The sequence below is a fragment of the Streptomyces sp. NPDC048496 genome (assembly GCF_043200055.1).
GTDB lineage: Bacteria > Actinomycetota > Actinomycetes > Streptomycetales > Streptomycetaceae > Streptomyces.
The window spans coordinates 1-24,259 of the sequence record NZ_JBICXB010000063.1 but is presented as its reverse complement, the minus strand read 5'-3'; the positions used below and the strand labels follow the sequence as shown (position 1 = coordinate 24,259).

Below are 24,259 nucleotides of genomic sequence, written 5' to 3'. Positions count from 1 at the left end.
CGGGGCGGGGCCGGGGCCCGGCCCGGGGGGGGGGGGGGGGGGGGGGGTCCGTACTCCCCCCCCCCGCGGGCCCCCCCCCCCCCCCCCCACCGCCGGCGGCCACCGGCGCGGAGCGGGCCGTATGCCCGGTTACCCCCGGGTCGCCTCTGGTCACGACGTACGCCCCTCAGCGCAGCCCGCTGACAGCCGTGCGTGCGATCGCGAGACGCAGGGTCGCCCTTGTACAGGTCGTGTGTGGGTGATCCCGACACGGCGGAGAGCGTGCGTACCGACCGCCGCGGCGCGCGGGTCAGCCGGGCTGGCTGTTCTCCTTGAGCGTGCCCCAGCCGTGCCAGCGGTCGATCTCGATCCAGGCGCTGACCCGGCCGCGGTCCCGCTGCGGGTACGGCGTGCCGAGGTACTGCTGGGCCAGGCGGTCGATGTCGGTGAGGTCCTTGTCCTCACGTACGTCGGCGACGTGCCCGATGATGCTGAGGTGGGTGTACCAGTTCCCCTCGTCGAGCACGGTGAGCGTGACCCGGGGGTCGTTGCGGATGTGCTCGAGCCGCTTGCGGCCCTCATCCATGTTGACGAGGATCCGGCCGTCGTACCAGAGGTACCAGGTGGCCGTGGACACTGGCTGGCCGTCGGCCCGAAGCGTCGTGATGACGGCCGGGTTGGGCTTCTTCAGCATGGCGATCGCGGTCTCGGGAAGCGGTGGCTTCGACACGGAATCTCCTCCTCGGTGATCCATTCCGGGTGATCCATTGGGCTGCATGTTCACCGTGCCACATCCCGGCGTGCCGAAGGCCTCACGCCCCGTCGGACCGGACCACGCGCCGCAGCTTCGGGTCAACGGACGGCATCGCGTCCCGTGCGGCCCGTGCCGAGTACACGAATGGGCTGGTGGCGCACGGGGTCGAGGCGCGCGCGTCCCGCATCTGGGCAGCCAGGACAGACTCGTCCGGTAGTGCAGGTGGCCCTGGACACGGCAGGAGTACGACCCATGATCGGAGGCACGAGGAAAGGTGGTAGCAAAGGACGTCCGTACCCCGGGGGATCCACTGCCTCCCCCGGCGCCGCCAGGCCGCGCCGTGCCTGACCACGTCCCCCCGGAGACCAGCGTGCCCAGCAAGACCACACCCACCGCCTCAGGACCCGTCCCCCGCCAGGGCGCGCCCTCGGGCCGGGCGGCCCACTACCGGGCCGCCCTGCGGCGCACCCCCGTCTCCCTGTGGAACGACGACCTCTCGGACTGGGCCGCCGCCCTGACGTACTACGCCATCCTCGCCCTGCTCCCGGCGCTCCTGGTCACCGTTGCCCTCATCGGCCTGGCCAACCCCCGAGCAACCGACGCGCTGATCACCGACATCACGGCCTTCGCTCCCGCGGAGTCCGGCGCCGCGCTGCGCGAACCCCTGGAAGCCGCGACCCAGGAACGCGGCGCCGTATGGCTGCTGGTCGCGACGGGAACCGTCAGCGCCGTGTGGTCCGCCTCCAGCTACCTGGCCGTCTTCCGCCGTGCTCTGCACGCCCTGTACGGCGTCCGCGACACACGGCCCGCACTGCGCAAGGCGCACATCATCGTGACCACCGCCATCGGACTGCTCCTGCTGCTGATGGCCAGCGCGTTCGCGCTGGTGCTGACCGGGCCGCCGGCCCACTGGCTGGGACACCGGATGGGCCTCGCACACGCAAGTGACACGGTGTGGACGGTGCTGAAGTGGCCCATCCTGATATTCCTCGTCGCCTGTCTGATCACGGTGCTGTTCCGTACCGGCCCGGCGGCAGCCAAGGGGCTGCGGCGAGGGCTGCCCGGCGGACTGCTCGCCGCGTCCCTGTGGCTCGTGGCATCGGCCGGGTTCACCTTGTACGCCACCCACATCGGTTCCTACAGCCGGCTGTACGGATCGCTCGCCGGGCTCGTCGTCTTCCTGATCTGGGTCTGGTTCACCAATCTCGCTCTGCTGGCCGGGGCCCAGTTCAATGTCGAGCTGGCACGGCCGGTGCAGGGAGCTCGGTAACAGCGCCGGTGCGTCGGTGGCGGCGGCGCGGGGCCGCTGTTGCGCAGCCAGGCCAAGGAACTTCGGGAGCTGCCCGAGGGCCCGCTGTTCTTCGGGCGCCTCGACTTCGCCCGGGCCCCCAGGCCGCCAGTGACCACGCCGGGCAGGATTACCACATCGGGCGTGTGCGCATCGCACACGATCCGTCCGCCCCGCCGCTGGTGGTCGACTGGCGCGCGCCAGTGGCGCGCGCCTTCTACCAGGCAAGCGCCCGCAACCCTCAAGCCGTCGCCGTCCGGCGCCGCTTCGGCTGGTCACCTGCCAGCCGCGGTGACTCGGCCGACCTCACCGGCCTGGAGGACGAGCACCTCAGTGAGGGCGAGGCGCGGGAAAGCAGTATCGTCGCCAGCGAGATCGAGCGCCCACGCATCGGTCCCATGCGCGACATCGCCGCTACCATCCAGCCCGAGCAGGACGACCTCGATGGACTGGTACTTTCCGACTGACCAGGCCACCGTCATGGACCGGGAGCCGGCAACCAAGTGACTTCTTCAGGCACGTCAACGGCTGCGGCACGGCGAGCGCTTGGCGCTGTCTTGGCAGCCGAGGCGGTGTCGGTCGCGGGAAACCGGATCGCCCTGATCGCGATTCCCTGGTTCGTGCTGGACACCACCGGTGATCCCGCACGGGCCGGGCTGAGCGGGGTCGCCTACTTCGTTCCCGTGGTGCTGGCCGGGATGTTCGGCGGCCCCCTGGTGGACCGCATGGGGTTCTTCCGCAGCAGTGTCCTGGCCGACCTGGCCAGCGGCGTGACGGTGGCCGCGATCCCGGTCCTGTACATGCTGGGCCACCTGTCGTTCTGGCTGTTGTTGGTCCTCACGTTCGCCGGCTCGATGCTCGACGTTCCAGGCACAACAGCCCGCCGCTCCCTCGTGCCCGACCTGGCCGAAGCCGGCGGTATGCGGCTGGAACGGGCGATGAGCGCGCACGAGACAGTGATGCGTGTCGCCCAGCTCACCGGCGGATTACTCGGCGGCGTGCTCCTCGCAGCTCTCGGGCCAATCCTTGTGCTGTACCTGGATACGGCCAGCTTCCTGGTATCGGCCCTGCTCGTGGGACTGACTGTGCCCCGAGCGTCGCCCCGCAAGGCTCCGCACCTGTCGAAAGGCACGTCGCGGTACTTCGCGGAGCTCAGGGAAGGGCTGCGGTTCATCCGCGAGGACACGTTGCTGCCCCGGATCCTCGTGGTGTTCATGTTCGCCAACATGGCCGACAACGCCCTGTTCACCGTGCTGCTGCCCACCTTGGCCGAGCAGGTGCTCGACAACCCGCTCGCCCTGGGGCTTTCGGTCGCTGCCTTCGGCGCCGGCGCCGTGGCGGGCGCGGTCCTGTTCGGTGCAGTTGGGCATCGGTTCCCCCGGCACGTAATCCTGACCGGCGCGTTGCTGATTTCCGGGGCCCCGAAGTTCTTCGTCATCGCTGCGATGCCCGGAACTGCCACGCTTGTCGTCACCATGGCTCTCGCCGGCATCGCTGCTGGACCAGTGAACCCGCTGTTGACCGCTGTCCAGTTCAGCCGTATTCCCCCGGAGCTCCGAGGACGTGTGTCCGGCGCGATCATGGCCGCGGTTGTGGCCGCGGTGCCGGTGGGCATTTTCGGCGCCGGCCTGCTGGTCGCCATGACCAGCCTCACCACGGCTTTGCTCGTGATCGCGGCTGGTTATCTCCTCGTCAGCCTCTATCCCGCATTGCATCCCGCGTGGCGAGCCGCCATCCCATGACCTCCAGATCGACCGACCTGCCAGATCGGCGGTGGCCGGGCCGCCGCCGGCCGCCACCACCGAGCGCGGCGCGCCTGAGGTCCCATAACTGGCAACTGACCGGGGGGGTCGGCGCGGACTCGACACTGGAGTGCGTCGGTACCCAGGAGTCCATGCTCCAGGCCCTGAGCTCCACCCGCCCTGGCGCCAACGTCGGCTTCGTCGGCGTCCCGCACGGCGTGGCGATCGACGGCGAGCAGCTGTCTACTCGCACGTCGGACTGCGCGGCGGCCCGGCGCCCGTGCGCCGCTTCCTGCCCGACCTCATCGACCGGGTCCTGGACGGCCGTATCGACCCGGGCAAGGTGTTCGACCTGACGCTGTCCCTCGACGAGGTCGCCGAGGGATACCGCACCATGGACGAGCGCCGCGCCATCAAGGCACTGCTGCGTCCCTGACACGGCCCCGTGCCGCTGACGCGAGCGTGGCCCGCGCCGGCGGCACACCACCCGGGTACAAGCGTCCGTACGTTCCCGCCGTACGCCGCTCACCAGGCGACCAGTTCGGCCGCGTCCGCGGTGAAGACAGCCTGCCCGGCGGCGATCCGTCGCTCCCGGTCGGGGCCGGGGCGCAGCACCCGGTCGAGTGAACTGAGCAGCCCGATCGTGTCGGCAGCGTGTTCGGTGAGGCCTGCGGCGGCCATCTCACCGACGCCCTCGGACCCGTGGCCGGGGATCGGCCGGTATCCGACGACCGGTACGCCGGCGGCGAGGGCCTGCACGGCCGTCTGCCCCGCGGCGTTGTCCACCAGGGCGCTCGATACCGCCATGAGCTCAGGCAGGTCCTCCACCCAGCCCAGCGCCAGGACGCCGGGAAGCGTCGCAGCGCGGGTCCGCAGTCGTTCGTCCCTTCCGCACAGCAGCACCGGAAGGTGGCCTGCGCCGGCGAGCAGGAGCGCGGTATCGGTCAGCCCCTGTCCCACGCCCCAGGCACCGGCCGAAAGCAGCACGGCAGGCCGGCCGGGGCCGCGCCGCGCGAACTCCCGCGCCCAGCGCGACGGCCGCCCGCCGGCATTCTCGTGGGCCGCCGCGGCGAAGGCCGGAGGCACGACCGGGCCGCACACCTCCGCCAGGCGTCCGGTCCTGGCACGGACGCGTGCCGCGGCGGCCTCGGTCAGGCACAGGTGCAGGTCGTTTCCGGGATGGAGCCACTGCCGGTGCACGGCGAAGTCGGTGACCACGACCGTGCTGGGCGGGCAGTCACCGCCGTGGGCCCGCAGCCGCCCTGTGACCTGAGCAGCCTGGTGGAAGGTGGAGACGAGCGCATCCGGGCGCCAGCGCTCGACGACGTCGCGCAGGCGTGGCTCCAGGGCTGCGGCCAGCGGCCCGGTGCTCGGTGCCCAGCCGCTCCGGTCGTGCTGGTCTCCGCGGTCGCGGAAGAATGCCGAATAGACCGCCGCGTAGGCCCCTGGGCAGTGGCGGAGCGCCGTGCGGTATGCGGCGCGCAGCCCGCGCCCGGCGCCGGGGGGCAGTAGGTCGAGGAGGTCCACACGCGCGGTCAGGTGGCCGCCGGCCCGCAGCCGCCCGGCCAGTTCGGCGGCGACGGCGTCGTGTCCGGCGCCCATGCTCGCGCTGACGATCAGAATCCGGCGTCCCATTCTTGGATATTCGTCGCATCGCGGCCGGTGCGCCAACCCCGGACGGGCGGGCCGTTAGCCCAGGTGCGGACGAGCGCGTTTGCCGGTGCGCTGGTTGCATGAAGGATGACTCGGTACGGGTCGCTACCGGCTGGTGCTTCACCAGGATGTCGGCGGCCCCGGAGGACGGAAGCCCATGCGCAAGAGCCACCCAGCCCACGGCACCCCGGCAACCGGGACCGACGCGACGCGGTCGGTCGCGGCCGGTCCGCCCGCCCCCGGCCCGCGGCCGGTCGTGTTGATCACCGGGGCCTCCTCCGGTATCGGCGCCGAAATCGCATCCCGGCTCGCGGCCGGTGGGCGATGGGAGCTGCTGCTCAACGGGCGGGACGAGGGCCGGCTCGGCAGTGTCGCCGCCCGTACCGCCGGTGCCGCGCTGCCGATGGACCTGGCCTCCGAGGAGGGCTGCCGCAAACTGGCCGAGGCGGCACTGGCGCACAGCGGAAGAGTCGACGCACTCGTTGCCGGAGCGGGGCTCGGCTGGGCGGGTGCGTACACCGACATGCCGCCCGCCACGGTGGACCGTCTGGTGAGTGTCAACATCTGCGCCGTCCTCCACCTCGTCCGCCTGGTGCTGCCGCAGATGGTGTCCCGCAGGTCGGGCCGGCTGGTGCTGATCGGCTCTGTCGCCGGCCGGTTCGGTGTACGGGACGAGGCGGTCTACGCGGCAACGAAGGGCGCGCTGATCGCGTTCGCGGAGAGCCTGCGCTACGAACTCCGGGGCACGGGCGTCCAAGTCTGCCTGGTGCTGCCAGGTCCCGTGGACACGCCGTTCTTCACCCGCCGTGGCACCCCGTACACGCGGTCCTGGCCACGGCCGGTACCCGCCGGGCGGGTCGCGGCAGCGGTCGAGAAGGCACTCGCCGGTGGCCGGGACGAGATCACCGTGCCGCGCTGGCTGGGCGTGCCGGGGCGGCTGCAGGGCGTGGCTCCGCGGCTCTTCCGCAGGCTGGCCATGCGGTTCGGCTGAACGGCCCCCGGCAACGGACACGCGCGCAGGGTGGGTGACACGTGATCATCGTCTCCGTGGTGCTGGCGCTGTTCGCCGCGCTCGGGAACGCGGCAGCCTCCGTGCTGCAGCGCCGCGCTGCGGCAGCGGACCTGCCCGGCCTCACGGGCAGCCATCGCTTCGGGAGCCTGAGCTTCGTCCGCCGCCCGGCCTGGCGCTGGGGTGCGGGACTGCTGCTCGTCTCGGGGCTGGCGCAGGCCCTCGCCCTGGCGACCGGGCCACTGGCTGTGGTGCAGCCGGTGATGACGACGGAGCTGCTGTTCACGTCGGTGCTGGCTGTGGCCGTCTTCCGGCGGCCGCCCGGGGCGCGGACCTGGGGGGCGTTCCTCAGTATGGCGCTGGGCCTGGCGGCCTTCCTCCTGCTGGCCGGTCCGACCGGTGGCGTGGACACCGTGCTGCCGAAGAGGTGGCTGCTCAGTGCTGTGCCCACCGTCGCCGTGTCGACCGTGCTGATCTTGGTGGGATCAGGGTTGCGGGGCTCCGCCCGTGCGGTGGTGCTGGGGTCAGCGACCGCCATCGGCTTCTCCTTCACCGCGGCGCTGATCAAGGACACGCTCGGGTTGCTGTCCGGCGGAGTCGGGGTGCTGTTCACCACGTGGCAGATCTACGCGGCCGCGGCCGTCGGCCTGGGCTCGTTCCTGATGCTGCAAGCCACGTTGCGGGCGGGCTCGCTGGGCGCCTCGCAGCCCGCGCTCACTCTCGGCGACTCATTGCTGAGCGTCATTCTCGGCGTCTTGCTGTTCGAGGAGCGGATCGAACTGGGCTGGCGGGTGCTGCCGGAGGCTGCGGCGCTCGGGCTCATCGCGTTCGCCAGCGTGCATCTGAGCAGTTCCCCCGTGGTCTCCGGAAAGGACGAACAGCGATGGTAAGACGCTCCGCCACAGGGCGGACGGCGGTGTCACCCGGCGCGGTGGCCGGCGCTCTGGGTGCGGCCGCCGGGGTGGCTGCCGCCTGGCACATGGGGCCCGCCGCCACTTGGCTGCCGCCCGTACGGAGGATCCTCAGCCCCTCGCTGGACGGCCGCGGTCATCCCTCCCACGTGGCACTGACCTTCGACGACGGGCCGGACCCGGCGAGCACCCCGCACGTCCTGCGCGTCCTGGACGAGTACCGGGTGCGGGCCACTTTCTTCGTCGTCGGCGAATCGCTGGAACGTCACCCCGCCCTTGGCCGGGCGCTGGTGGCGGGTGGTCACGAGGTCGCGGTGCACGGCTGGCATCACGAGCGCCCCTGGTTCCCCGCGCCACTGCGCGACGTACGGGAGGTGAAGCGAACCGCCGGCGCGGTACAGCAGATCTGTGGGACCGTCCCGCAGTGGTACCGGCCGCCCTACGGCATCCTCACCGGCGGCCGCCTCGCTGCTGCCCGCCGCGCCGGGCTGCGACCGGTGCTGTGGTCGGCATGGGGCCGGGACTGGACGGCGGCCGCCGATGCCCGCTCCGTAAGGACATCGGTCCTCGCGGGTCTGACCGGCGGTGGCACCGTGCTGCTGCACGACGCGGACGGGTGGAGCGCGCCGGGCGCGTGGCGAGCCACGCTGGATGCGCTGCCCGGCCTGCTCGCCGAGTGCCGTCGACTCGGTCTGAGCGTCGGCCCGCTGGCCGAGCACGGCATCGGACACGTCGAAACCGGCACACACCTTCGCCGGACCCAACGCCACGGGTGACCAATTACCGGATGTGCATCACGCACTTTCTATGGGGTGCAGGCCTTGGCCAAGCCCGGAATGGAGCGTCAAGAAGCGCCCTTCTTGGCCGCGTCGAGAATCTTCACCACGGTGTGGAAGTAACGCGTCGTCGCGTCGCGTCCCAGCGCGCGTTCCTGAAATCCCTTGGCCGCGGGTGCCCTGCCGTTGATCAGATACCAGACGACAAAGGCGTCGTACTCGGTGCTGCCTATGATCTCCATGTCCTTCTTCGGGGAGATCAGCGGCAGAGCCAGGTCCGGATCGATCCGCTCGGTCGTGAACACCACGCAGCAGCGCATGTCGTGGGTGACCGTGACGTCCTTGAACGGGTCGAGCGCGATCAGCGCCTTCAGTTCCGGGACCGTACGCAGACAGACCGCGACCTCGTAGCCGAGCGTCTCTCCGAGATGGTCACCGATCCGGTCACTGAGCACGGCACGGTCGGTCTCGCCGGACTCGAAGAAGACGTTCCCGCTCTGGATGTAACTGCGCACGGAGTCGAATCCCATGTCCGTGAACAGGCTGCGCAAGTACTCCATCTTCACCGAACGGCCCGGCACATTCATCCCGCGCAGGAACGCGATGTACAGCAAATCCAACCACCTGTCCGCAAGAAAGGGGGAACCTCGGCGTGCGCCCGCCAGCGTAGCGGTGACGGACGGGCGAGCTCGACGACCTCGCGCGGATGGCCGCCGACGGCATCCACCTTCCCGGCGCCGGGATCGATGCCGCCTCCCACCGGGCCGGTCTTCAGTGCAGGTCGGCCTGCGGCGCGGGAGTGCCGTCGAGGAAGCCGCCCGACTGGTGCTGCCACAGCTTCGCGTAGGCGCCGTCCGACGCGAGCAGCTCCTGGTGCGTGCCCTGCTCGACGATCCGACCGCGGTCCAGGACTACGAGCCGGTCCATCGTGGCGACCGTGCTCAGCCGGTGCGCCACCACGAGCGCCGTCCGCCCGTCCATGAGCCGCCACAGCGCCTCCTGGACGAGGATCTCGCTCTCGGAGTCCAGGGCGCTGGTCGCCTCGTCGAGCAGCAGAATCGGCGCGTCGCGCAGGATCGCCCTGGCGAGGGCGACCCGCTGGCGCTGTCCGCCGGACAGCTTGAGACCGCGCTCGCCCACCATGGTGTCGAAGCCGTCCGGCAGCGCGTCGGCGAACTCCGTGACATGCGCCGCCTCGGCCGCGCGGCGGATCTGGGCGTCGGTGGCGTCCGGCCGGGCGAAGGCGATGTTGTCCCGCAGCGTGCGGTGGAACATCGCCGGGTCCTGCGGCACATAGGCGATCAGGCTTCGCACATCGGCCTGACGGAGCGTGCTGATGTCCTGCCCCCCGATCAGGATCCGGCCGGCGTCGATGTCCGTCATCCGCAGCAACAGCCGGGTGAGCGTGGTCTTGCCCCCGCCGGACCGGCCGACGAGGCCGATCTTCGCCCCGCTGTGCACGGCCAGGTCGAGGCGCTCGAAGAGCGGCTCCGCACCCGCGTGGGCGAAGGTCACCTGCTCGAAGCGGACATCGGCGGCCCGGGACAGCAGCGGCTCCGGCGACGCCGGGTCGAGCACGGTCGGCGGTGTCAGGAGCAGTTCGGTGAACTGCGCGGCCTCCGTCATCGAGCTTTCCAGGCGGCGGTAGATCTGGTTGAACTCGAACATGATCCGCGTCGCGTTGGTGTAGTACGTGAAGGCGACAACGACCGCCTCCACGCCGTGCCCACCACCGCCGAGAGTAACCGCGAGCAGCAGGCCCATCGCGTTGGTCAGCACGGACATCGGCGCGACCAGCGTGTCGATGCGCAGGTTGCCGTAGTCCCACGACCTCAGCGTGAGTCGCCGTGACTCCGCGACGCGGGACCGGTGCTCGGCGGCCTCGCGTTTCTCGGCGGCGAACGCCCGAACCGTATCCATGTTCATCAGGCTGTCGGCGACGTGGCCCGACACCCGGGCGATCGCCTCCTCGCGCTGCTTGACGAGCGACTGGCGGCGACGGATGAGCGGCGCCACACACAGCGCCGTCAGCGCGATCATCGCCAACAGCCCGACAACGAGCAGGGGTTCGTAGCGCCACAGCACCACCGAACCGAACACCAGCGGCACGAAGCTGCCCACGACCGAGAACGTCAGCGTGTCGACGAACTCCTCGAAGCGGGTGGCGAAACTCAGGACCCGTTTGGTCAGCGACCCGGCGAAGTTGTCGTGGAAGAACGCGGCGTCCTTGGCGAACAGTTCGTCCATGCCTCTCACGTACAGGTGCTCGATGCCGAGGGCATCGAGGCGGTTCAGGAAGTGCAGGCCGATACGCCACAGCGCCTCCGCGAGGAGCAGCACACCGGCGAAGGCAAGGACGTAGGGCAGCGTCGAGCCGATGGTGGTACCGGAGTCGCCGGCGATTCGGCCGACGAGCTTCGCGACGACCAGCGGCGCGATGTAGGCAATGCCGATGTTGCCGAGCGCCGGCAACAGCATCGCGGGCACCGTCAGCCGCCGGAGCCTGGCCAACTCCCGTCCGTAGTAACGAAGTGCGAGGAGCACCGAGCCCCTGCCCGGCGCTTGGCGCGATTCAGGCGATCCCATACCAACCCTGTGTGGTCGTGCGGCGGCCCGCCTCGTGCTTCTGCGGGGTGAAGCCGTTGCCTCAGTGGCCGCGCGGAGCTTCCGTTCGAGTGAGTGCGTCGCTCGGGTCGTCGTGCGACAGGCGGGGCACGGCGGCAGAGCCCCCGCGCAACTCGTGGCGACGCACAGGTGCGAGTACGGGGAGGCCAGGCCCGGAACGTCAGTGTCCCGCGACAGCGCCCGCGGAGTCCAAGCGTTTTTCTCAGCTGGCGGCAACCCCCGCATGCAGGTAAGACCCCGCCCAGAGCGCCTCGCCGAGAAACTCGCCGCCGCATCAAGATGGCTGATCCGGCTGCCTGGAGTGACGTTTCATTCGGCGGGAGACGGTCACGTCCGCGTTCGCAAGGGTGCGTGGACGCCTGGAGTACCGCAACGGCGAGCAGATCACCGGCAACTCCAAGATTTTCGTGCCGGAGAAGGCCGATTACACCTTTGTCTCCACCGACACCCATGTCGACAGCACAGTGAAGCTCGGCGGCAAGGTCGTCACCCAGTACGGCTTCACTTCCGAGGCGCCGAAGTCGATAGAGACACCCGACTGCAAGGCGACCATCCCCCAGGCGACCGCCTGCGCGGCACTGCCCGTCATCCAGCTCCACTACCGGATGGACACCTCCCTGCTCAATGAGGTGGCCGCGGGCAGCCGCTCCACGATCGCCCTGGACGCCTCCCGCGCCCAGGGCTTCACCGGCGACAGCCGGATGGCCGGGGCGAAGTTCTCCGTCAGCTACGACGACGGCGCCACCTGGAAGAGCGTCGACGTCGACCGGGCCGACGACAACTCATTCAAGGCCCGGTTCACCAACGCGAAACTGTCCGGCTCGAACGGGTACGTCAGCATCAAAGCCGAAGTCTGGGACAAGGCGGGCAACCGCACGGTCCAGACCGTCACCCGGGCGTATGCGCTGAAGTAACGCGACCTGCCCACCATGGGGGCGCCGCACGGAAACTCCCGTGCGGCGCCTTTCCAGGCGCAGGCAGGAAGCCTGCGTGGGCAGTGGTCGGGGTGATGCCCTACACCGTGGCGGGGAGGCCTGCGCCGGGGTGACGTCGGTCGAGGGAGTGGGTGTAGCGGCAGAGCAGGAGGACTGCGGTGGTGGCGAGGCCGGTGAGGAGGCCGAGCCAGATGCCGAGGGTGTGGAGGCCGATGGGGTAAGCGAGCAGCCAGGTGGCGGGGAGGCCGACGGCCCAGTACCCGATGAGAGTGATGCGCAAGCCGCTCTTGGTGTCGTCGAGGCCGCGCAGGAGTCCGACGCCGATGTTCTGGGCGCAGTCGAAGAACTGCAGGAAGGCGGTGACGATCAGCAGGTGGGTTGCAGTGGTGAGCGCCTGACTGGAGCCGGAGTCGAGGAACGGGGCCAGAGCCAGTTCGGGGAGCGTCAGGTAGAACACCCCGACAACGGCCATGACCGCTGCCGCGCAGGCCAGGGCGGTGTTTTTGATGCGGCGGGCGTCGTCGTGGTTGCCGAGGGCGAGTTCGCGACTGACGTTGATGGACGCTGCGTGGGAGAGGCCGACCGCGAACTGGAAGACGATGTAGACGAGCTGGTTGACCGCGGTGTGCGCGGCAAGTGCGTCGGGGCCGAAGGAACCGGCCATGAGGGCGGTGAGGGAGAAGAAGCCGGCTTCCGAGCCGTAGGTCGCGGCAATCGGCACGCCGCGATGCGCCTGGTCGTCGACCGTGAGGCCATGGTCAAGCAGGTCCTGTCCGGGTACGGCACCGTCGCGATCAGCCTCGTCCTGCTGACCGCCGACCTCGTACGCGCCCGCACGCTGGGAGAACGCTCATGACCGCTGACACACTCACGGGCCTGCGCTCAGCCGGGTACCCGGGGGCCAGGGGCTGGCTCTGGGGCACCCCGACACCCGCGATTCTGCTCCTGTTGCCGGCTGTGGCCGGGCCCGGGGTGGGTGGCTTTCGGCGTACTGGCGGGAGTGCCGAGGATCCGCTGGATGCCGGGATAGCCGCGGCGGACCCGGCCGGGAGTGAGCTGATCCGGTGTCAGCGGCTTCTCCCAGGGCCTGCGCAGGTCCTGGGCGAGAGGCCGGGCGAGGCGTAGCTGGGCGTAGGCGGCGAGGATCAGCCACACCCACCGGTCGGTCTGCTCGGGAGTGCGTAGGCGGGGGCGGGTCAGGCCGAGGGTCTGTTTGAAGAAGCGGAAGGTGTGTTCGATGTCGAATCTTCGAAGGAAGATCCGCCACAGGCGGTCGACGTCGCACCGCATCCACCAGTTCGAACAGGGCATCCGCCCGCAGCGTAAGGCACTCGTAGAACTCGCGCCGAAACCGGGACACCCCGGCCAGGGCCTCGACGCGTGCAGCATCGTCTTGCAGACTGTCCATCACGGCCTTTGGGTTGATCGACTGTCGACTTCAGCGAGAAGACACGATCACCCAAAGGCCGCCCAGCTGTCAGGCAAACGACGAACCCCACCAAGAAACGATCTTGGTGGGGTTGATGGTCAAGCTCAGAAGATGAGCTTCCAGCTGTCGATGTAGCCCGTGTCGCCGCGGTACATGTCCTGGACCTGGAGCCTCCAGGTGCCGTTGGCGACCTGGCTGGAGGCGTCCACCGTGTAGGTTTCGATCACGTTGTCGGCTGAATCGGACAAGTTGCTCTTCTTCAGCGGGTACAGCGTGCCGTCGGGGGCGACCAGGTCGATGACCAGGTCACCACGCCAGGTGTGCTTGATGTCCACGTCCACCTTGAGGTCGCTCAGCGCCTGGCCCGAGAGCCCGGTGACGTCGATGTCCGAGAAGACCGCGGCGCCCCCGTCCGGGATCGGCACGTTGGTGGTGTTCTCGAAGATGCCCCTGGCGACGTACCAGGTGAAGGTCGCCGTGCTGATGCCGTGTTTGGAGCCTCTGACGGTGACGGTGACGTTGCTGGTGCCCAGCGTGGTGGGGGTGCCGGTGATGAGGCCGGTGGTGTGGTTGATGGTCAGGCCGGCGGGGAGGCCGGTGGCGAAGTAGGTGAGGGCACCGGGGTTGAAGCCGGTGGCCTGGATCTGGAGGCTGGCGGCGGTGTCGACCGCGCTGGTCTGGGGGCCGGGGGTGGTCAGCAGGATGCCGTTGACGATGCGCGGGCCGACGTTGATGGCGGCCCAGGCGTTGGCGGCGTTGATGTAGGTGCCGCTGCCCAGCCCGTACAGGTCGGCGGCGGCCTGGAGGGTGGCGGTGCGGGCACCGGCGTAGTCGGTGGAGGAGGTCATGTAGGTGGTGAGGGCCTTGTACCAGATCTTGGCGGCGGCGTCCCGGCCGATCGCGGTCACCGGCAGGCCGTCGGAGGTCGGCGAGTCGTAGCTCACGCCGTTGACGGTCTTGGCGCCGCTGCCCTCGGAGGCGAGGTAGAACCAGTGGTTGGCCGGGCCGGAGGAGTAGTGGACGTCGATGGAGCCGAGACCGGAGTACCAGGCGTCGGCGGACTTGCCGTCCTTGGAGGGCTTGTCCATGTAGCGCAGCGGGGTGCCGTTGCCGCGGATGTCGATCTTCTCGCCGACGAGGTAGTCGCCGACGTCGGAGGCGTTGTCGGCCCAGAACTCCACGGCGGCGGCCATGATGTCGGAGGTGGCCTCGTTCAGGCCGCCGGACTCGCCGCGGTAGATCAGGCCCGCGGTGTTGGAGGTGACGCCGTGGGTCATCTCGTGAGCACCGACGTCGATGGAGGTGAGCGGCTTGGTGTTACCTTCGCCGTCGCCGTAGGTCATGCAGAAGCAGGCGTCGGACCAGAACGCGTTGACGTAGGCGTTGCCGTAGTGGACGCGTGAGTAGGCGCCGACGCCGTCGTTCTTGATGCCGTTGCGGCCGTGGACGTCCTTGTAGTAGTCCCAGGTGAGCTGGGCGCCGTAGGCGGCGTCCACGGCGGCGGTCTGCCGGTTGCTGGTGGTGCCGTCGCCCCAGGTGTCGTCCGGGTCGGTGAACAGCGTGCCGGTGCCGGAGCTGCCGCCGTTGAGGTCATAGGTCTTGTGGCCGCCACGGGTGCCGTCGGTCATCGAGTAGCTGCCGTCGGCCAGCGTGGTGCCGATGGTGACCTGGCCGGAGTACTCGCTGTTGCCGATGCCGGTCTCGATGCCCTGGAACTCGAACAGCTTCGCGCCGGTCTTGGCGTCGGTGATGACGTGCAGCTCGGAGGGGGTGCCGTCGGCCTGGGTGCCGCCGACCACCGTCTCCCAGGCCAGGGTCGGGGTGCCGGACGCGGCCCAGACGACCTTGCGGGCGGTGCCGGCCGTCGCCTTCGCGACGCCCTTGGCCTTGGCGCGGCCCACCGCGAAGGTCTTCGCGGAGTCGGCGCTCTTGGCGGCGACGGTGGAGGCGACGGTGACGGTCGCGTTGGTGGCCTTGGTGACGCCCTTGGCGGAGCCGTTCGCGGCGGTGTGGACGACCAGATCGCCGCCCAGGACCGGCAGTCCGGCGAAGGTCCGCTCGTAGCGGGTGTGCAGGCTGCCGTCCGCGTCCTTCAGGACGGACTTGACGATCAGAGCCTCCTGCGACTCCAGGTGCAGCGACCTGGCGGTCACCGCCCGGGACGTGTTCGCCGCGGCCAGCAACTCGCCACGCTGCGACGGCGACAACTGCACCGGCAGTGCGCCGGCGCGGGCCTGGGCCTTGGCCGGGGCCTGGCTCATGGTGTCGGCGGTGGCAACACCGGACGGCAGCGTGGCCGCGATCATCGCGGCGCCGGCTATCAACGCGCTCGCAGCGACGGCCTTACGGGAGGATCGAGTCACACGGAACTCCTTCTGCAGCGGCCGCATGTGTACGGCCGGAGCCAGCCGGGCAGGCGGGGGTGTTGCCGCCCGGTAGAGCTGGAGGTGCGAGTGGGTCGGACGGTGTCCGACGTGATCGCCGCATCGTGTGGTGCGCGTGCGCTTGTAGGGTGCTCTGCGGCGACTGAACGGAAGCGTGCCAGCTTTGACGGGAGCCCGTCATGTACGCGGCGCCAACTTGGCCGAAATCCGTTGTTGATCGATCTGTGGCGTTCGCTGGACTACCCGGCAGTAGGCGTCACTTGAGCCTTTTGGTGGTCGGGCGTCCGTCCCAGCGGTAGAGCGGGGTGGCGCATCGGATGACGCATACGGAGCGTGACAATCGTGGCGGACAGGTAGAGGTAGAGGTCGACGACCTGGCTGCGCTTCTCAGTGCAGCGTCGGAGTTCGCCGTAGCCGTTCATCCACGCGCGACTGCGCTCGACCACCCATCTCTTGCCGGCCTGGATCGGAGCGGGCACGCCCTTGCGGGCGATCTCGCCGGTGAAGCCGCGTTCCGACAGCGCGGTGCGGGTCTTGCCGCTGTCGTAGCCGCGGTCCAGGTTGACATCGACCTGCTCGGGCAGCGGCCCGAGCTGCTCCTTCGCGGCCTCCAGGGTGGGCACGAGCAGCGGTAAGTCGTCCCGGTTGGCCCCGACAGAGTCAAGCTGCGCCGGCCTCGCGAAAGTCCGGCGCATCGCATAGGCCTGCGAAGCCCCCACCACTCCCCGGAGGTACGTTCACACGTCGCGGCGCCGCACGACGACCACCGCGAGCACGACCGCGACGAGCGGCCAGAGCGCGTACACGATCCAGGACCCGGGGACCGTGGCGGTGAACACGTGGGACTCGGGCGACGGCCCCCAGTTCTGGACGAGGCGCCTCCAGGCGCTGATGACCATCGCGTGGTTGATGTCGGCGGACCAGTGCTTGCTCTGTGAGAAGAGCGTCGGCAGCATCAGCAGGGTGAAGACGGTGGTGACCACGGTCGCGGAGCTGTGCCGGATCAGGACGCCGAGGCCCAGGCCGATCAATGCGCAGACCGGGGCCAGCAGCGCGGACGCCACCAGCGCCCTGAGCACCCCGGGGTGGGTGATCGGGACCCCGGCGTGCCGCCCGTTCAGGATGGCCTGGGAAACCAGGAAGGAACCGGTGGCGATGACCGTGCCGACCGCGGTCCAGAGCGCGGCGACGACGACCGCCTTGGCCAGCACCACCGAACCGCGGGCAGGGACGGCCACGGTCGTGGTGCGGATCAGGCCGCTGCTGTACTCGCTCACGACGGTGATGGCGCCGATGCTGCCGGTGACGAGCATCAACGTCCAGTAGCCGGCCGTCGGATAGGCGTCGAAGGGCAGGAAGTCAGGGGGCTGCCGCGTGCTCGGGCTGGAGCCCGCGAGGTTGTTGTAGTCCGCCAGCGCGGCCGCGGCGGCGGACCCGATGACGAACAAGGTGGTGAGTGCGATCGTCCACGGGGTGGAGCGCAGGGACCGCATCTTGATCCACTCGGAGGCGAGCAGGTCGCGGAAGCGGGCGAGCGGCTCGGCGACGGGCGCGGTGGTCATGGGGGCGGAGGCGAGTGGGGTCATCGGGGCTGCCCTGCCAGGTATTCGACGCTGTCGGCGGTGAGTTCCATGAAGGCCTCCTCCAGTGAGGCGGTTCGGGTGAACAGCTCGTGCAGCATGATCTGGTGGTCGAAGGCGAGTGCTCCGATCCGGTCCGCCGGAAGCCCGGTCACGGCGAGCTTCTCGGCGCCCGCCGAGCCTTCCGGCTCGACCGACGCGCCTGCGGCGGTCAGCACCGCTGCCAGCTCGGCGGCCTGCGGTGTGCCCACCACGACGGTGAAGCGGGTGCTGCGGGCCGCGAAGTCCCGTACCGACTCGGCGGCGATGAGCCGGCCCCGGCCGATGACGACGAGCTGGTCGGCGGTGTTCTCCATCTCCGACATCAGGTGGCTGGAGAGGAAGACCGTGCGCCCCTCGGCGGCCAGGCGCCGGAAAAGGCGGCGTGCCCAGAGGACGCCCTCCGGGTCCATGCCGTTGATCGGCTCGTCGAACATCAGCACCGGCGGATCGCCGAGCAGGGCTGTGGCGATACCGAGCCGCTGCTTCATACCGAGCGAGAACCCGCCGATGCGGCGGGTTGCCGCCTCGGCCAGCCCCACCTCCTGCAGCACCTCCTCCACCCGACGCAGCGGGATGCCGTTGCTGCGGGCCAGGGCGGACAGGTGGGCCGCGGCGCTGCGGCCGCCGTGCACCTGGCCGGCGTCGAGCAGGGCGCCGACGTGCCGCAGTCCGCGTGGGTGGTGGTGGAAGGGGACGCCGCTGACGGTGGCGGCGCCGCCGGTGGGCGCGTCCAGTCCGAGAATCACCCGCAGGGTGGTGGTCTTGCCGGCTCCGTTGGGGCCGAGGAATCCGGTGACCTGGCCCGGCCGCACGGTGAAGGACAGATGGTCGACGGCGGTCTTGCCGCCGTAGCGCTTGGTGAGTTCGTTGACTTCGATCACAGGGGCAACCCTGCCGGGAGGTCCCCCGTCCGGGCATTGGGCCGTGGACGGCAATCGCGCGGCCGGGTCAACCCGCGGGCGTACATCCCGGGGCCGATGCCGCGCGGGCAGCGGCTGGTTAGTCTCGCGGCATGGACGCCACACCGACCACCCCGTTGCGCGTTTCGCATCGCAACCTCCCTCTCGAAGGGGCACACCGCCGATGACGAGAACGAGGGTTATGGCCTGGGTGGGGGGTGTCCTGTACTTCTTCATGCTGGTTCTGCTCGTGGGGGGCGGGGCGCGGGCTTCGGGCACGGTTCACGCTGTTGGGTCGCTGCTGGCCGCGAGCCTGCTCGTCGGCGTGGTGCGACGCATGCCGCTGCTGGCTCTGGCCATAACGCTTTTCGGATCCACCGCCGTGGTGGTGTTCACCCCCGGCTCCGTCCATGTGAACCTGTCGGTGTGGTACCAGGGCCAGTTCCTGTCGTATCTGGCGGTGGACCTCGTCCTGGGCTTCATTGTCGCCACCTGCACGCGGCGAGCTGCGATCGTCGCAGTGGCCGTCTCGTTCGCCGTGCAGCTCCTGGTGGTCAGCGGCTTCGCCGGCGGGGACAACCTGGCCGTCAACGGCGTGATCTCCCTGCTGGCGCTGGCGGCTTGCTGCATGGTCGGTCTGCTGATTCGCGAGCGCCGCGAGCACGCGGTGGCGCTGCGTTCGCAGGAGGTGGCCGAGGCCGTGACCGCTGAACGGCTGCGGATCGCACGGGAGTTGCACGACATGGTCGCGCACAGTATCGGCATCATTGCCATCCAGGCCGGGGTCGGGAGCCGGGTCATCCAGACGCAGCCCGCGGAGGCCCGCCAAGCGCTGCTGGCCATCGAGTCCACCAGCAGAGAGACGCTGTCGGGTCTTCGGCGCACGCTGGTGGCGCTCCGTCAGGCCGACCTGGACGCGGCGGCCTCGGGGCACGCGCCGCTCGCGCCCTCGCCGGGTCTGGAGGACATCGAACGGCTGGCGGCGGCGACTGCGGACGCGGGGGTCTGCGTCGACGTCCGCCGCAGTGGGGAGCAGCGTCCCTTGCCGGCCGACATCGACCTGTCCGCCTACCGTATCGTGCAGGAGGCGCTGACCAACGTGGTCCGCCACGCGGGCACCGGGCGTTGTCGGGTGGCCATCGACTACGGGGACGAGGAGCTGTTCGTGGAGGTCGTCGACGACGGGCGCGGCGTCACCGATAGAGGTTCGGCCCATGGTTTCGGCATCGTGGGCATGCGGGAGCGGGTCGGCCTGCTGCACGGCCACCTCAGCGCCGGGCCGCGCCCCGAGGGCGGCTTCCGGGTGGCAGCGCGGCTGCCGCTGCCCGAACCCGTCGGAGTTCCGGTGGAGGCCCGATGACCGTCCGGGTCGTGCTCGCCGACGACCAGCCCTTGGTGCGGTCCGGACTGCGCGTGATCATGGCCGATCACCCCGACCTGGAGGTCGTCGGTGAGGCCGCCACCGGGGCCGAGGCGGTCCAACTCGTCAGGGATGCCGGCCCCGACGTCGTGGTGATGGACATCCGGATGCCCGGCATGGACGGGATCGAGGCCACTCGCCTGATCACGGCAAGTCCGGCAACGACCCGCGTCCTCGTCCTGACCACCTTCGACGAGGATGACCACGTCTACGGCGCGCTCCGGGCCGGCGCGAGCGGCTTCGTGGTCAAGGACATGGCACTGGACGACATCCTTGCGGCGATCCGCGTGGTCGCGGCCGGCGACGCACTGATCGCGCCGGGTGTGACGCGCCGTCTGATCGCGGACTTCGTCGGGCGCCCCGGGGCCGCCCCGGAGCGCTCCCCACGGCCGGTCGAGGGCATCACCGAGCGGGAACGAGAAGTGCTGACCCTGGTCGGACGCGGCCGGTCGAACACCGAGATCGCGGAAGATCTCTTCATCACGGTGGCCACTGCCAAGTCGCACGTGTCACGGCTGTTCGCCAAACTGGGCGCCCGGGACCGGGTTCAGCTCGTGATCACCGCCTATGAGATGGGGCTGGTCACGCTGCCTCGCTGAGCGCGTCTCGGGTGACATCGGTCGACCAGGCCGCCTACCGGCCCGACGCGCCGAGCGGGTACGCGAAGTCGTCCCTACCCCTTCCTGACGGCTCCCCGTGCTCGCTCCGCGCCCGTCACCAGTGACAACGCCCCGTTGATCGCTGCCCCGGCTTGGGCGGCGCGGACGATGCGGTAGCGGTAGCGGGATCTGCGCAGCCCACGGCGTAGGACGCTCTGGGAGACGGTGTCCTCGACTCAGGCTCGGGTCTTGCAGCGTTCCTTCCGGGTGTCGGTGTCCTGGTCGGCGCGGGTCTGGCGGAGTGCTTCGTGTTCTTCGCCGGGCCGCAGGGCCAGGCGGTGACCGGCGCTGAAGGTGGTGCCCTGCTCGCGGACCGGGCAGGGGCGGCGGTGCCCGCCGTTGACCGGACCCGGATCAGTGCACCGTCCCGGTCGCCCGGTCGCCGACCCGGAAGCGGGACGGCCCGCCCCGCCGTGCGGCGGGACGGGCCGTTGTGGTGTTGCCGCGTCAGGCCTTGTCAGGCCGGTCGGTGACGCGGATCGCGTTGACGAGCGGCTTGCCCTTCGTTCCCACGAACCGCACGTTGAGCACTCCGTCGGTGACGGTGGCGGTGACCGTGCGCTTCACTGCCGTGTAGGCGCCGCCCGCGCGGACGATGTCGAGCGAGGACACCACCTTGGTGTCCTCGGCGAGGACGTCGAAGACCCGCTCGTTCGGCTCGACGCCCGACACCTCGGCGAAGTCCAGCTCCACCGTGTAGACGCCGTTGGGCACGTTGTCGAACCGGTACTCGTCCATGCCCTTCCGCGCGTTCTGGAAGAGCACCGGGTCGTCGGTGCCAACGATGGCCTTCTTCGTCGACATCACGTTTGACGTGCCCTGGTAGCCGAAGGAGCCTTGCGTGTACTTCCGGTCGGGCTGCCAGGTGTCGCCGAGCGTGTCCGTGATGCCGTCACCGGCACCAGAGTCGATCGCTGCCTGGTAGCGGGGCACGACGACCTTCACCGGCACGTGGATCACCGGTGCCCGGCCGCTGTCCGACTTCACCTGCACGTCGGCGGTGAGCACCTCGCCCGGCTCATGCCCGGCGACATTCACCGACAGCGTGCCGGAGACCTCCTTGCCCGTCTCCACATTCCCCTCGGCCGGCTCGACCGACAGCCACGGTGCGTCAAGGGCACGATGCCGGTGGTGGGCTCGCAGCGTCCCAAGACGCGGGCGCGGTGGACGTCATAGGCGGCCAGGTAGGCCAGTGCGCTGCCGCGCCGGTATTCGTGGTTGACCCGTATTGCGCGGGCCTGACCTGGGGCCAGGGTGGGGTGGCAGCGGCAGCGGGCCTGGATCGAGCTCTTCTCGTCCGCAGAGATCACGTACTCGTCCTCGCCCAGCGGGAGGCCGTCGAAGGTGCGGGCGTACAGGTCCATGACGCGGGCGGCCTTGGGCCGAAAGTCCGGGTCGCGGATGAAGATCCAGGACCAGTACTGCCAGGGCTCGAGCGCGTCCTCCGTCAACCAGCGCCGCACCGTGGAGGCGGAGATCGAGCCGGCGATGGCTCGGGTGACGACCTCGCGCGCCAGTTCCGGGCACGACCAGCGTGACAGCGGGGTGCCGGTCTCGGCGGGCAGTTGGCAGGCCGGCGCCTTGACCTCGGCGACCTGCGCGGGGTGAAGCGCCCCGGGCGCCCCGGGCGCTTGCGGTCGGCCAGGGCGGGCAGTCCGCCCTCGGCGAACCGGACCCGCCAGGTGCGCACGGTGTCCAGGTGCACTCCCGTCTCGCGGGCGATGCGCGCGTTGCCCCGCCCCCGGGCAGCGTGCAGCACGATCTGCGCCCGCACCCGGTCCTGGTGCGCGGTCTTGTGACCGTGAGCCGCCTTCTTCAGCCGGTGCCGCTCCGCGGCCGTCAGAGATATCGTGCGGGCGGCGGCAACAGGCATGGCGGGCAGGCCGATCAGCAGAAGTGGATCACGACGTGTCATAGCCTGTCGCACCCACGCGGGCACTGTCGGGCAGGATGGCCGCCCTGCCCACACCGCAGGAGCCCACCAAGCCCTTCGTTCGCCCAGCCGCTGACCGCCCACGCCCGCACCGACTGGCTGCAACTGACGGACCCGCACATCCGCAGCGCCTTCGCCTACGTCGACGGCGAACGGGCCGCCGGTGAGTTCGTCAGGCTTATGTGCTCCAACTCGCGGACCGCAGTCGAGGGCCGTATTCGTCAGATCCCGGCCTCCCGTTAGTCGTCCAGGAATCCGGTGACCAGGTCGCGAAACGCCGTCGGCTTGTCGATCCAGGGCCAGTGCCCGCACCCGGAGAGTGCCTCCAAGCGGCCGGCTGGGTAGCAGGACGCGACGCGCCGTGCCGTCCCCGTGCCCGCCACGCCGTCCTCGGAACCGGCAACCACCAGCACCGGGCTGAGTACAGCAGCACGGCGGGCGACCGCAGTTGCAGCGGCCGCTTCGGAGACCGGGCGCACATAGAAGGCCTCACGCAGCCACGACGACGGCTGCGGATAGGTGGCCTCGGCCTCGTAATGCCTGCGCGTCGCCTCCGACCATGCGCCGTAACTCCAGGGCTGCGCCCCGGCCGCCAACGCCTCGGCGCTGCCCGGCTCACCGGCACGCCGCGTCCGGATCACCGTCACCTCGGCTTCATCCACCTCCCTGGAGACCAGGCCGACAGGGGTGATCAGTACGAGTCTGCCCAACTTCTCCGGGTGGTCGGCCGCGAACGCCTGAGCTGTCAGGGTGCCTGCCGAGTGGGCGAGCACATCCAGGCGTTCGATCTCCAGTTTCCGCCGCAGTTCCTCCAGGTCGCGGGCCTGCTCAGTGAAGGCACAACTGGCACGGTCCATGGGGACCTCAGACTGCCCAGCGGCACGGGCATCCAGCATGACCAGGGTGCGGAAGCCGTCCAGTCCGCCGAGATCACCAAGGTCGCGCGCGTCCGCGCCGGGCCCGCCGGCCAGACAGACCAGTACGGGGCCCCTCCCGGTAACCGAGTAGAACAACGTCGTTCCGTCATATGAGGTGAAGTAAGGCACTCAGCCATCGTCGCAGAGCAGGATCTCCCGCCTGCCTGCCGCCCCTCGACTATGCCTGCCAACCCCATCTCACCGGCCCGACGGCTGACCAACAGACACACCCAGCGCCAGCTCAGGAGTCAACCCCCGAAGGGCTTCCGGAGCCAACCACTTAGCTTGTCGTCACCGGTCAGGGCGGTCTTGTCGGTGCCCGCGACATAGTCGGACTTCTTGGCCGCGCACGCGTACTCGAAGTTGTCGGGGCGGTCCGGCAGGGAGATGTTCCCGGTACTGTCGGCGGTGACCTCGACATGCTCGGTGACGTCGGTGGCGCACAGGAACTACGACGACACCCGCAGGTCGTGTTTACCGAGCGGCAGGGTGAGCTCGTAACGGCCCTGGTCGTCCGTGGTGCCCGTCACGGCGACCGTGGCCTTCGCCTCGGGCCCTGCGGAGGAGGTGGCGGTTCCGGAGACCTTGGCCGTCGGGACCTGCTCCACCGCGAAGTCACTGGTGGTGGTCTGCCCTTCAATGATCTTCACGTCACCGGTCGTCTTGAGGTAGCCGAACTTGGTGACGGTGACCGTATAGTCGCCGACGGAGAGCACGGGCATGCGCCACCTGCCCCTTCAGGGCAGGGGCCGCCGACCAGATCAGGGCGACCGCCGCAGCGGTGTGCGGGGAAGCCGTGACTCCTCCCCCTCGTAAACGAGGGGGCTTCTCGCTATGCCGGGTTGGCGTCGCGACGGACCAGCCCGGCCCGTAGAACGTTGGTGGCTCCCACTGTGTCCGCGTGCGCGCTGTGGCCGCATGAGACGCAGTGGAACTTCTCCTGTGTGGGCCGGTTCTCCTTGGCGGTGTGCCCGCATTCGGGGCACCGCCGCGAGGTGTTGCGGGGGTCCACGGCCATCACTTCCCGTCCGGCGCACTCTGCCTTGGCGTTCAGGATCGCGAGGAACACCCCCATCCGGTATCAGCGATCGAGCGGTTCAGCCCGGCCTTTGCCGCAGCCCCGTTCGGGGCGTAGGTGCCGTCCCCGTATCGCTGCGCGAGAGCGTCCCGCACGCGGCGGGCCTGCCTCTCACTGCCACAGTGAACCTTTCTCGGTAACGTCTCGTGATGCTTTGTGATCTTCGTTCAGGCGGTGCGGCCGTGTTCGAGCTGGAGCAGGACGAGGGCGGCTCGGGCGATCCGGGTGATGGCCGCGGGGTCGAGG

21 protein-coding genes and 6 pseudogenes are annotated in these 24,259 nt (G+C 70.0%); 11 read left to right on the top strand and 16 right to left on the bottom strand.

The annotated features are described in order from the left end of the window. Nucleotides 1-289 precede the first annotated feature (289 nt). Nucleotides 290-709 carry a PPOX class F420-dependent oxidoreductase gene (locus ACGFSA_RS31675; protein ID WP_393309474.1) on the bottom strand — a complete coding sequence of 140 codons (420 nt, stop codon included), beginning with the start codon at nt 707-709 and terminating at the stop codon, nt 290-292. Nucleotides 710-1,103: 394 nt separating this feature from the next. On the opposite strand from ACGFSA_RS31675, the gene ACGFSA_RS31670 reads away from it, so the two are divergent. From ACGFSA_RS31670 to ACGFSA_RS31655, 4 genes and pseudogenes are all read left to right on the top strand, one after another. After that, complete coding sequence (locus ACGFSA_RS31670) at nt 1,104-2,003, top strand: YihY/virulence factor BrkB family protein (protein WP_393309473.1); 900 nt, start codon at nt 1,104-1,106, stop codon at nt 2,001-2,003. Between the two features lie 36 nt (nt 2,004-2,039). Further along, nucleotides 2,040-2,464: pseudogene (locus tag ACGFSA_RS31665) on the top strand (AAA family ATPase); the annotation flags it as partial. A gap of 114 nt (nt 2,465-2,578) precedes the next feature. Beyond that, nucleotides 2,579-3,763: an MFS transporter gene (locus tag ACGFSA_RS31660; RefSeq protein WP_393309472.1), complete on the top strand. Its 1,185-nt coding sequence runs from the start codon at nt 2,579-2,581 to the stop codon at nt 3,761-3,763. A gap of 92 nt (nt 3,764-3,855) precedes the next feature. Beyond that, a pseudogene (locus ACGFSA_RS31655) lies at nt 3,856-4,199 on the top strand (IMP dehydrogenase); the annotation flags it as partial. An 89-nt stretch (nt 4,200-4,288) separates the two neighbouring features. On the opposite strand, the gene ACGFSA_RS31650 reads toward ACGFSA_RS31655, so the two are convergent. Beyond that, nucleotides 4,289-5,398, bottom strand: coding sequence for a galactosyldiacylglycerol synthase (locus tag ACGFSA_RS31650; RefSeq protein WP_393309471.1), 1,110 nt, complete (start codon nt 5,396-5,398; stop codon nt 4,289-4,291). Nucleotides 5,399-5,573: 175 nt separating this feature from the next. Here ACGFSA_RS31650 and ACGFSA_RS31645 point away from each other — a divergent pair, with 175 nt between their 5' ends. From ACGFSA_RS31645 to ACGFSA_RS31635, 3 genes are read left to right on the top strand one after another with little or no spacing between them, the layout of a single operon-like run. Further along, on the top strand, nt 5,574-6,407 hold the full coding sequence (locus ACGFSA_RS31645) for an SDR family NAD(P)-dependent oxidoreductase (RefSeq protein WP_393309470.1): 834 nt from the start codon (nt 5,574-5,576) through the stop codon (nt 6,405-6,407). Between the two features lie 41 nt (nt 6,408-6,448). Continuing rightward, complete coding sequence (locus ACGFSA_RS31640; RefSeq protein ID WP_393309469.1) at nt 6,449-7,315, top strand: DMT family transporter; 867 nt, start codon at nt 6,449-6,451, stop codon at nt 7,313-7,315. Beyond that, complete coding sequence (locus ACGFSA_RS31635; protein WP_393309468.1) at nt 7,309-8,112, top strand: polysaccharide deacetylase family protein; 804 nt, start codon at nt 7,309-7,311, stop codon at nt 8,110-8,112. The genes ACGFSA_RS31640 and ACGFSA_RS31635 overlap by 7 nt, the downstream gene beginning before the upstream one ends. A gap of 68 nt (nt 8,113-8,180) precedes the next feature. On the opposite strand, the gene ACGFSA_RS31630 is transcribed toward ACGFSA_RS31635, so the two are convergent. Further along, on the bottom strand, nt 8,181-8,726 hold the full coding sequence (locus ACGFSA_RS31630) for a DUF1697 domain-containing protein (RefSeq protein ID WP_393309467.1): 546 nt from the start codon (nt 8,724-8,726) through the stop codon (nt 8,181-8,183). A gap of 157 nt (nt 8,727-8,883) precedes the next feature. Next, nucleotides 8,884-10,698 (bottom strand): ABC transporter ATP-binding protein, encoded by a 1,815-nt coding sequence (locus ACGFSA_RS31625; protein ID WP_393309466.1) that lies wholly within the window; start codon nt 10,696-10,698, stop codon nt 8,884-8,886. 386 nt (nt 10,699-11,084) lie between these two features. On the opposite strand from ACGFSA_RS31625, the gene ACGFSA_RS31620 reads away from it, so the two are divergent. Continuing rightward, nucleotides 11,085-11,651 carry a hypothetical protein gene (locus ACGFSA_RS31620; protein ID WP_393309465.1) on the top strand — a complete coding sequence of 189 codons (567 nt, stop codon included), beginning with the start codon at nt 11,085-11,087 and terminating at the stop codon, nt 11,649-11,651. 100 nt (nt 11,652-11,751) lie between these two features. Here the strand turns inward: ACGFSA_RS31620 and ACGFSA_RS31615 are convergent. Further along, nucleotides 11,752-12,396 (bottom strand): annotated as a pseudogene (locus ACGFSA_RS31615) (MATE family efflux transporter); the annotation flags it as partial. A gap of 3 nt (nt 12,397-12,399) precedes the next feature. On the opposite strand from ACGFSA_RS31615, the gene ACGFSA_RS31610 reads away from it, so the two are divergent. Further along, complete coding sequence (locus tag ACGFSA_RS31610) at nt 12,400-12,528, top strand: hypothetical protein (protein WP_393309477.1); 129 nt, start codon at nt 12,400-12,402, stop codon at nt 12,526-12,528. A gap of 77 nt (nt 12,529-12,605) precedes the next feature. Here ACGFSA_RS31610 and ACGFSA_RS31605 read toward each other — a convergent pair. The 5 genes and pseudogenes from ACGFSA_RS31605 to ACGFSA_RS31585 all read right to left on the bottom strand — a co-directional run. Next, nucleotides 12,606-12,968, bottom strand: a pseudogene (locus tag ACGFSA_RS31605) (transposase); the annotation flags it as partial. A 237-nt stretch (nt 12,969-13,205) separates the two neighbouring features. Then, a complete protein-coding gene (locus tag ACGFSA_RS31600) occupies nt 13,206-15,407 on the bottom strand; it encodes a M4 family metallopeptidase (RefSeq protein WP_393309476.1) in 2,202 nt (733 codons plus the stop codon). Nucleotides 15,408-15,741: 334 nt separating this feature from the next. Then, a pseudogene (locus tag ACGFSA_RS31595) lies at nt 15,742-16,144 on the bottom strand (transposase); the annotation flags it as partial. Between the two features lie 78 nt (nt 16,145-16,222). Next, nucleotides 16,223-17,047: an ABC transporter permease gene (locus tag ACGFSA_RS31590; protein WP_393309464.1), complete on the bottom strand. Its 825-nt coding sequence runs from the start codon at nt 17,045-17,047 to the stop codon at nt 16,223-16,225. Nucleotides 17,048-17,067: 20 nt separating this feature from the next. Further along, nucleotides 17,068-17,988 carry an ATP-binding cassette domain-containing protein gene (locus ACGFSA_RS31585; protein ID WP_393309463.1) on the bottom strand — a complete coding sequence of 307 codons (921 nt, stop codon included), beginning with the start codon at nt 17,986-17,988 and terminating at the stop codon, nt 17,068-17,070. A gap of 220 nt (nt 17,989-18,208) precedes the next feature. On the opposite strand from ACGFSA_RS31585, the gene ACGFSA_RS31580 reads away from it, so the two are divergent. Then, the gene (locus ACGFSA_RS31580) at nt 18,209-19,366 is read left to right on the top strand and encodes a sensor histidine kinase (protein WP_393309462.1); all 1,158 of its coding nucleotides are present in this window, start codon (nt 18,209-18,211) and stop codon (nt 19,364-19,366) included. After that, a complete protein-coding gene (locus ACGFSA_RS31575; RefSeq protein WP_393309461.1) occupies nt 19,363-20,025 on the top strand; it encodes a response regulator in 663 nt (220 codons plus the stop codon). The genes ACGFSA_RS31580 and ACGFSA_RS31575 overlap by 4 nt, the downstream gene beginning before the upstream one ends. Nucleotides 20,026-20,532: 507 nt before the next feature. On the opposite strand, the gene ACGFSA_RS31570 is transcribed toward ACGFSA_RS31575, so the two are convergent. The 6 genes and pseudogenes from ACGFSA_RS31570 to ACGFSA_RS31545 form a co-directional block, all read right to left on the bottom strand. Continuing rightward, on the bottom strand, nt 20,533-21,159 hold the full coding sequence (locus tag ACGFSA_RS31570; protein WP_393309460.1) for a malectin: 627 nt from the start codon (nt 21,157-21,159) through the stop codon (nt 20,533-20,535). Further along, nucleotides 21,120-21,536, bottom strand: coding sequence for a hypothetical protein (locus tag ACGFSA_RS31565; RefSeq protein ID WP_393309459.1), 417 nt, complete (start codon nt 21,534-21,536; stop codon nt 21,120-21,122). Before ACGFSA_RS31565 ends, ACGFSA_RS31570 begins: the two co-directional genes overlap by 40 nt. After that, on the bottom strand, nt 21,533-21,958 hold the full coding sequence (locus ACGFSA_RS31560) for a helix-turn-helix domain-containing protein (protein ID WP_393309475.1): 426 nt from the start codon (nt 21,956-21,958) through the stop codon (nt 21,533-21,535). Before ACGFSA_RS31560 ends, ACGFSA_RS31565 begins: the two co-directional genes overlap by 4 nt. A gap of 299 nt (nt 21,959-22,257) precedes the next feature. After that, on the bottom strand, nt 22,258-23,031 hold the full coding sequence (locus ACGFSA_RS31555) for an alpha/beta fold hydrolase (protein WP_393309458.1): 774 nt from the start codon (nt 23,029-23,031) through the stop codon (nt 22,258-22,260). Between the two features lie 353 nt (nt 23,032-23,384). Next, a complete protein-coding gene (locus ACGFSA_RS31550; protein WP_393309457.1) occupies nt 23,385-23,657 on the bottom strand; it encodes a hypothetical protein in 273 nt (90 codons plus the stop codon). A gap of 110 nt (nt 23,658-23,767) precedes the next feature. Next, nucleotides 23,768-24,075: pseudogene (locus tag ACGFSA_RS31545) on the bottom strand (zinc ribbon domain-containing protein); the annotation flags it as partial. Between the last annotated feature and the right edge of the window lie 184 nt (nt 24,076-24,259).

Coding starts and splice junctions, on each gene's coding strand:
- ACGFSA_RS31610 (WP_393309477.1), top strand. CDS start 12,400: ATGCGCCTGGTCGTCGACCGTGAGGCCATGGTCAAGCAGGTCCTGTCC.
- ACGFSA_RS31575 (WP_393309461.1), top strand. CDS start 19,363: ATGACCGTCCGGGTCGTGCTCGCCGACGACCAGCCCTTGGTGCGGTCC.
- ACGFSA_RS31650 (WP_393309471.1), bottom strand. CDS start 5,398: ATGGGACGCCGGATTCTGATCGTCAGCGCGAGCATGGGCGCCGGACAC.
- ACGFSA_RS31580 (WP_393309462.1), top strand. CDS start 18,209: ATGGCCTGGGTGGGGGGTGTCCTGTACTTCTTCATGCTGGTTCTGCTC.
- ACGFSA_RS31600 (WP_393309476.1), bottom strand. CDS start 15,407: ATGATCGCGGCCACGCTGCCGTCCGGTGTTGCCACCGCCGACACCATG.
- ACGFSA_RS31550 (WP_393309457.1), bottom strand. CDS start 23,657: ATGCCCGTGCTCTCCGTCGGCGACTATACGGTCACCGTCACCAAGTTC.
- ACGFSA_RS31560 (WP_393309475.1), bottom strand. CDS start 21,958: ATGCCTGTTGCCGCCGCCCGCACGATATCTCTGACGGCCGCGGAGCGG.
- ACGFSA_RS31635 (WP_393309468.1), top strand. CDS start 7,309: ATGGTAAGACGCTCCGCCACAGGGCGGACGGCGGTGTCACCCGGCGCG.
- ACGFSA_RS31590 (WP_393309464.1), bottom strand. CDS start 17,047: ATGACCACCGCGCCCGTCGCCGAGCCGCTCGCCCGCTTCCGCGACCTG.
- ACGFSA_RS31645 (WP_393309470.1), top strand. CDS start 5,574: ATGCGCAAGAGCCACCCAGCCCACGGCACCCCGGCAACCGGGACCGAC.
- ACGFSA_RS31625 (WP_393309466.1), bottom strand. CDS start 10,698: ATGGGATCGCCTGAATCGCGCCAAGCGCCGGGCAGGGGCTCGGTGCTC.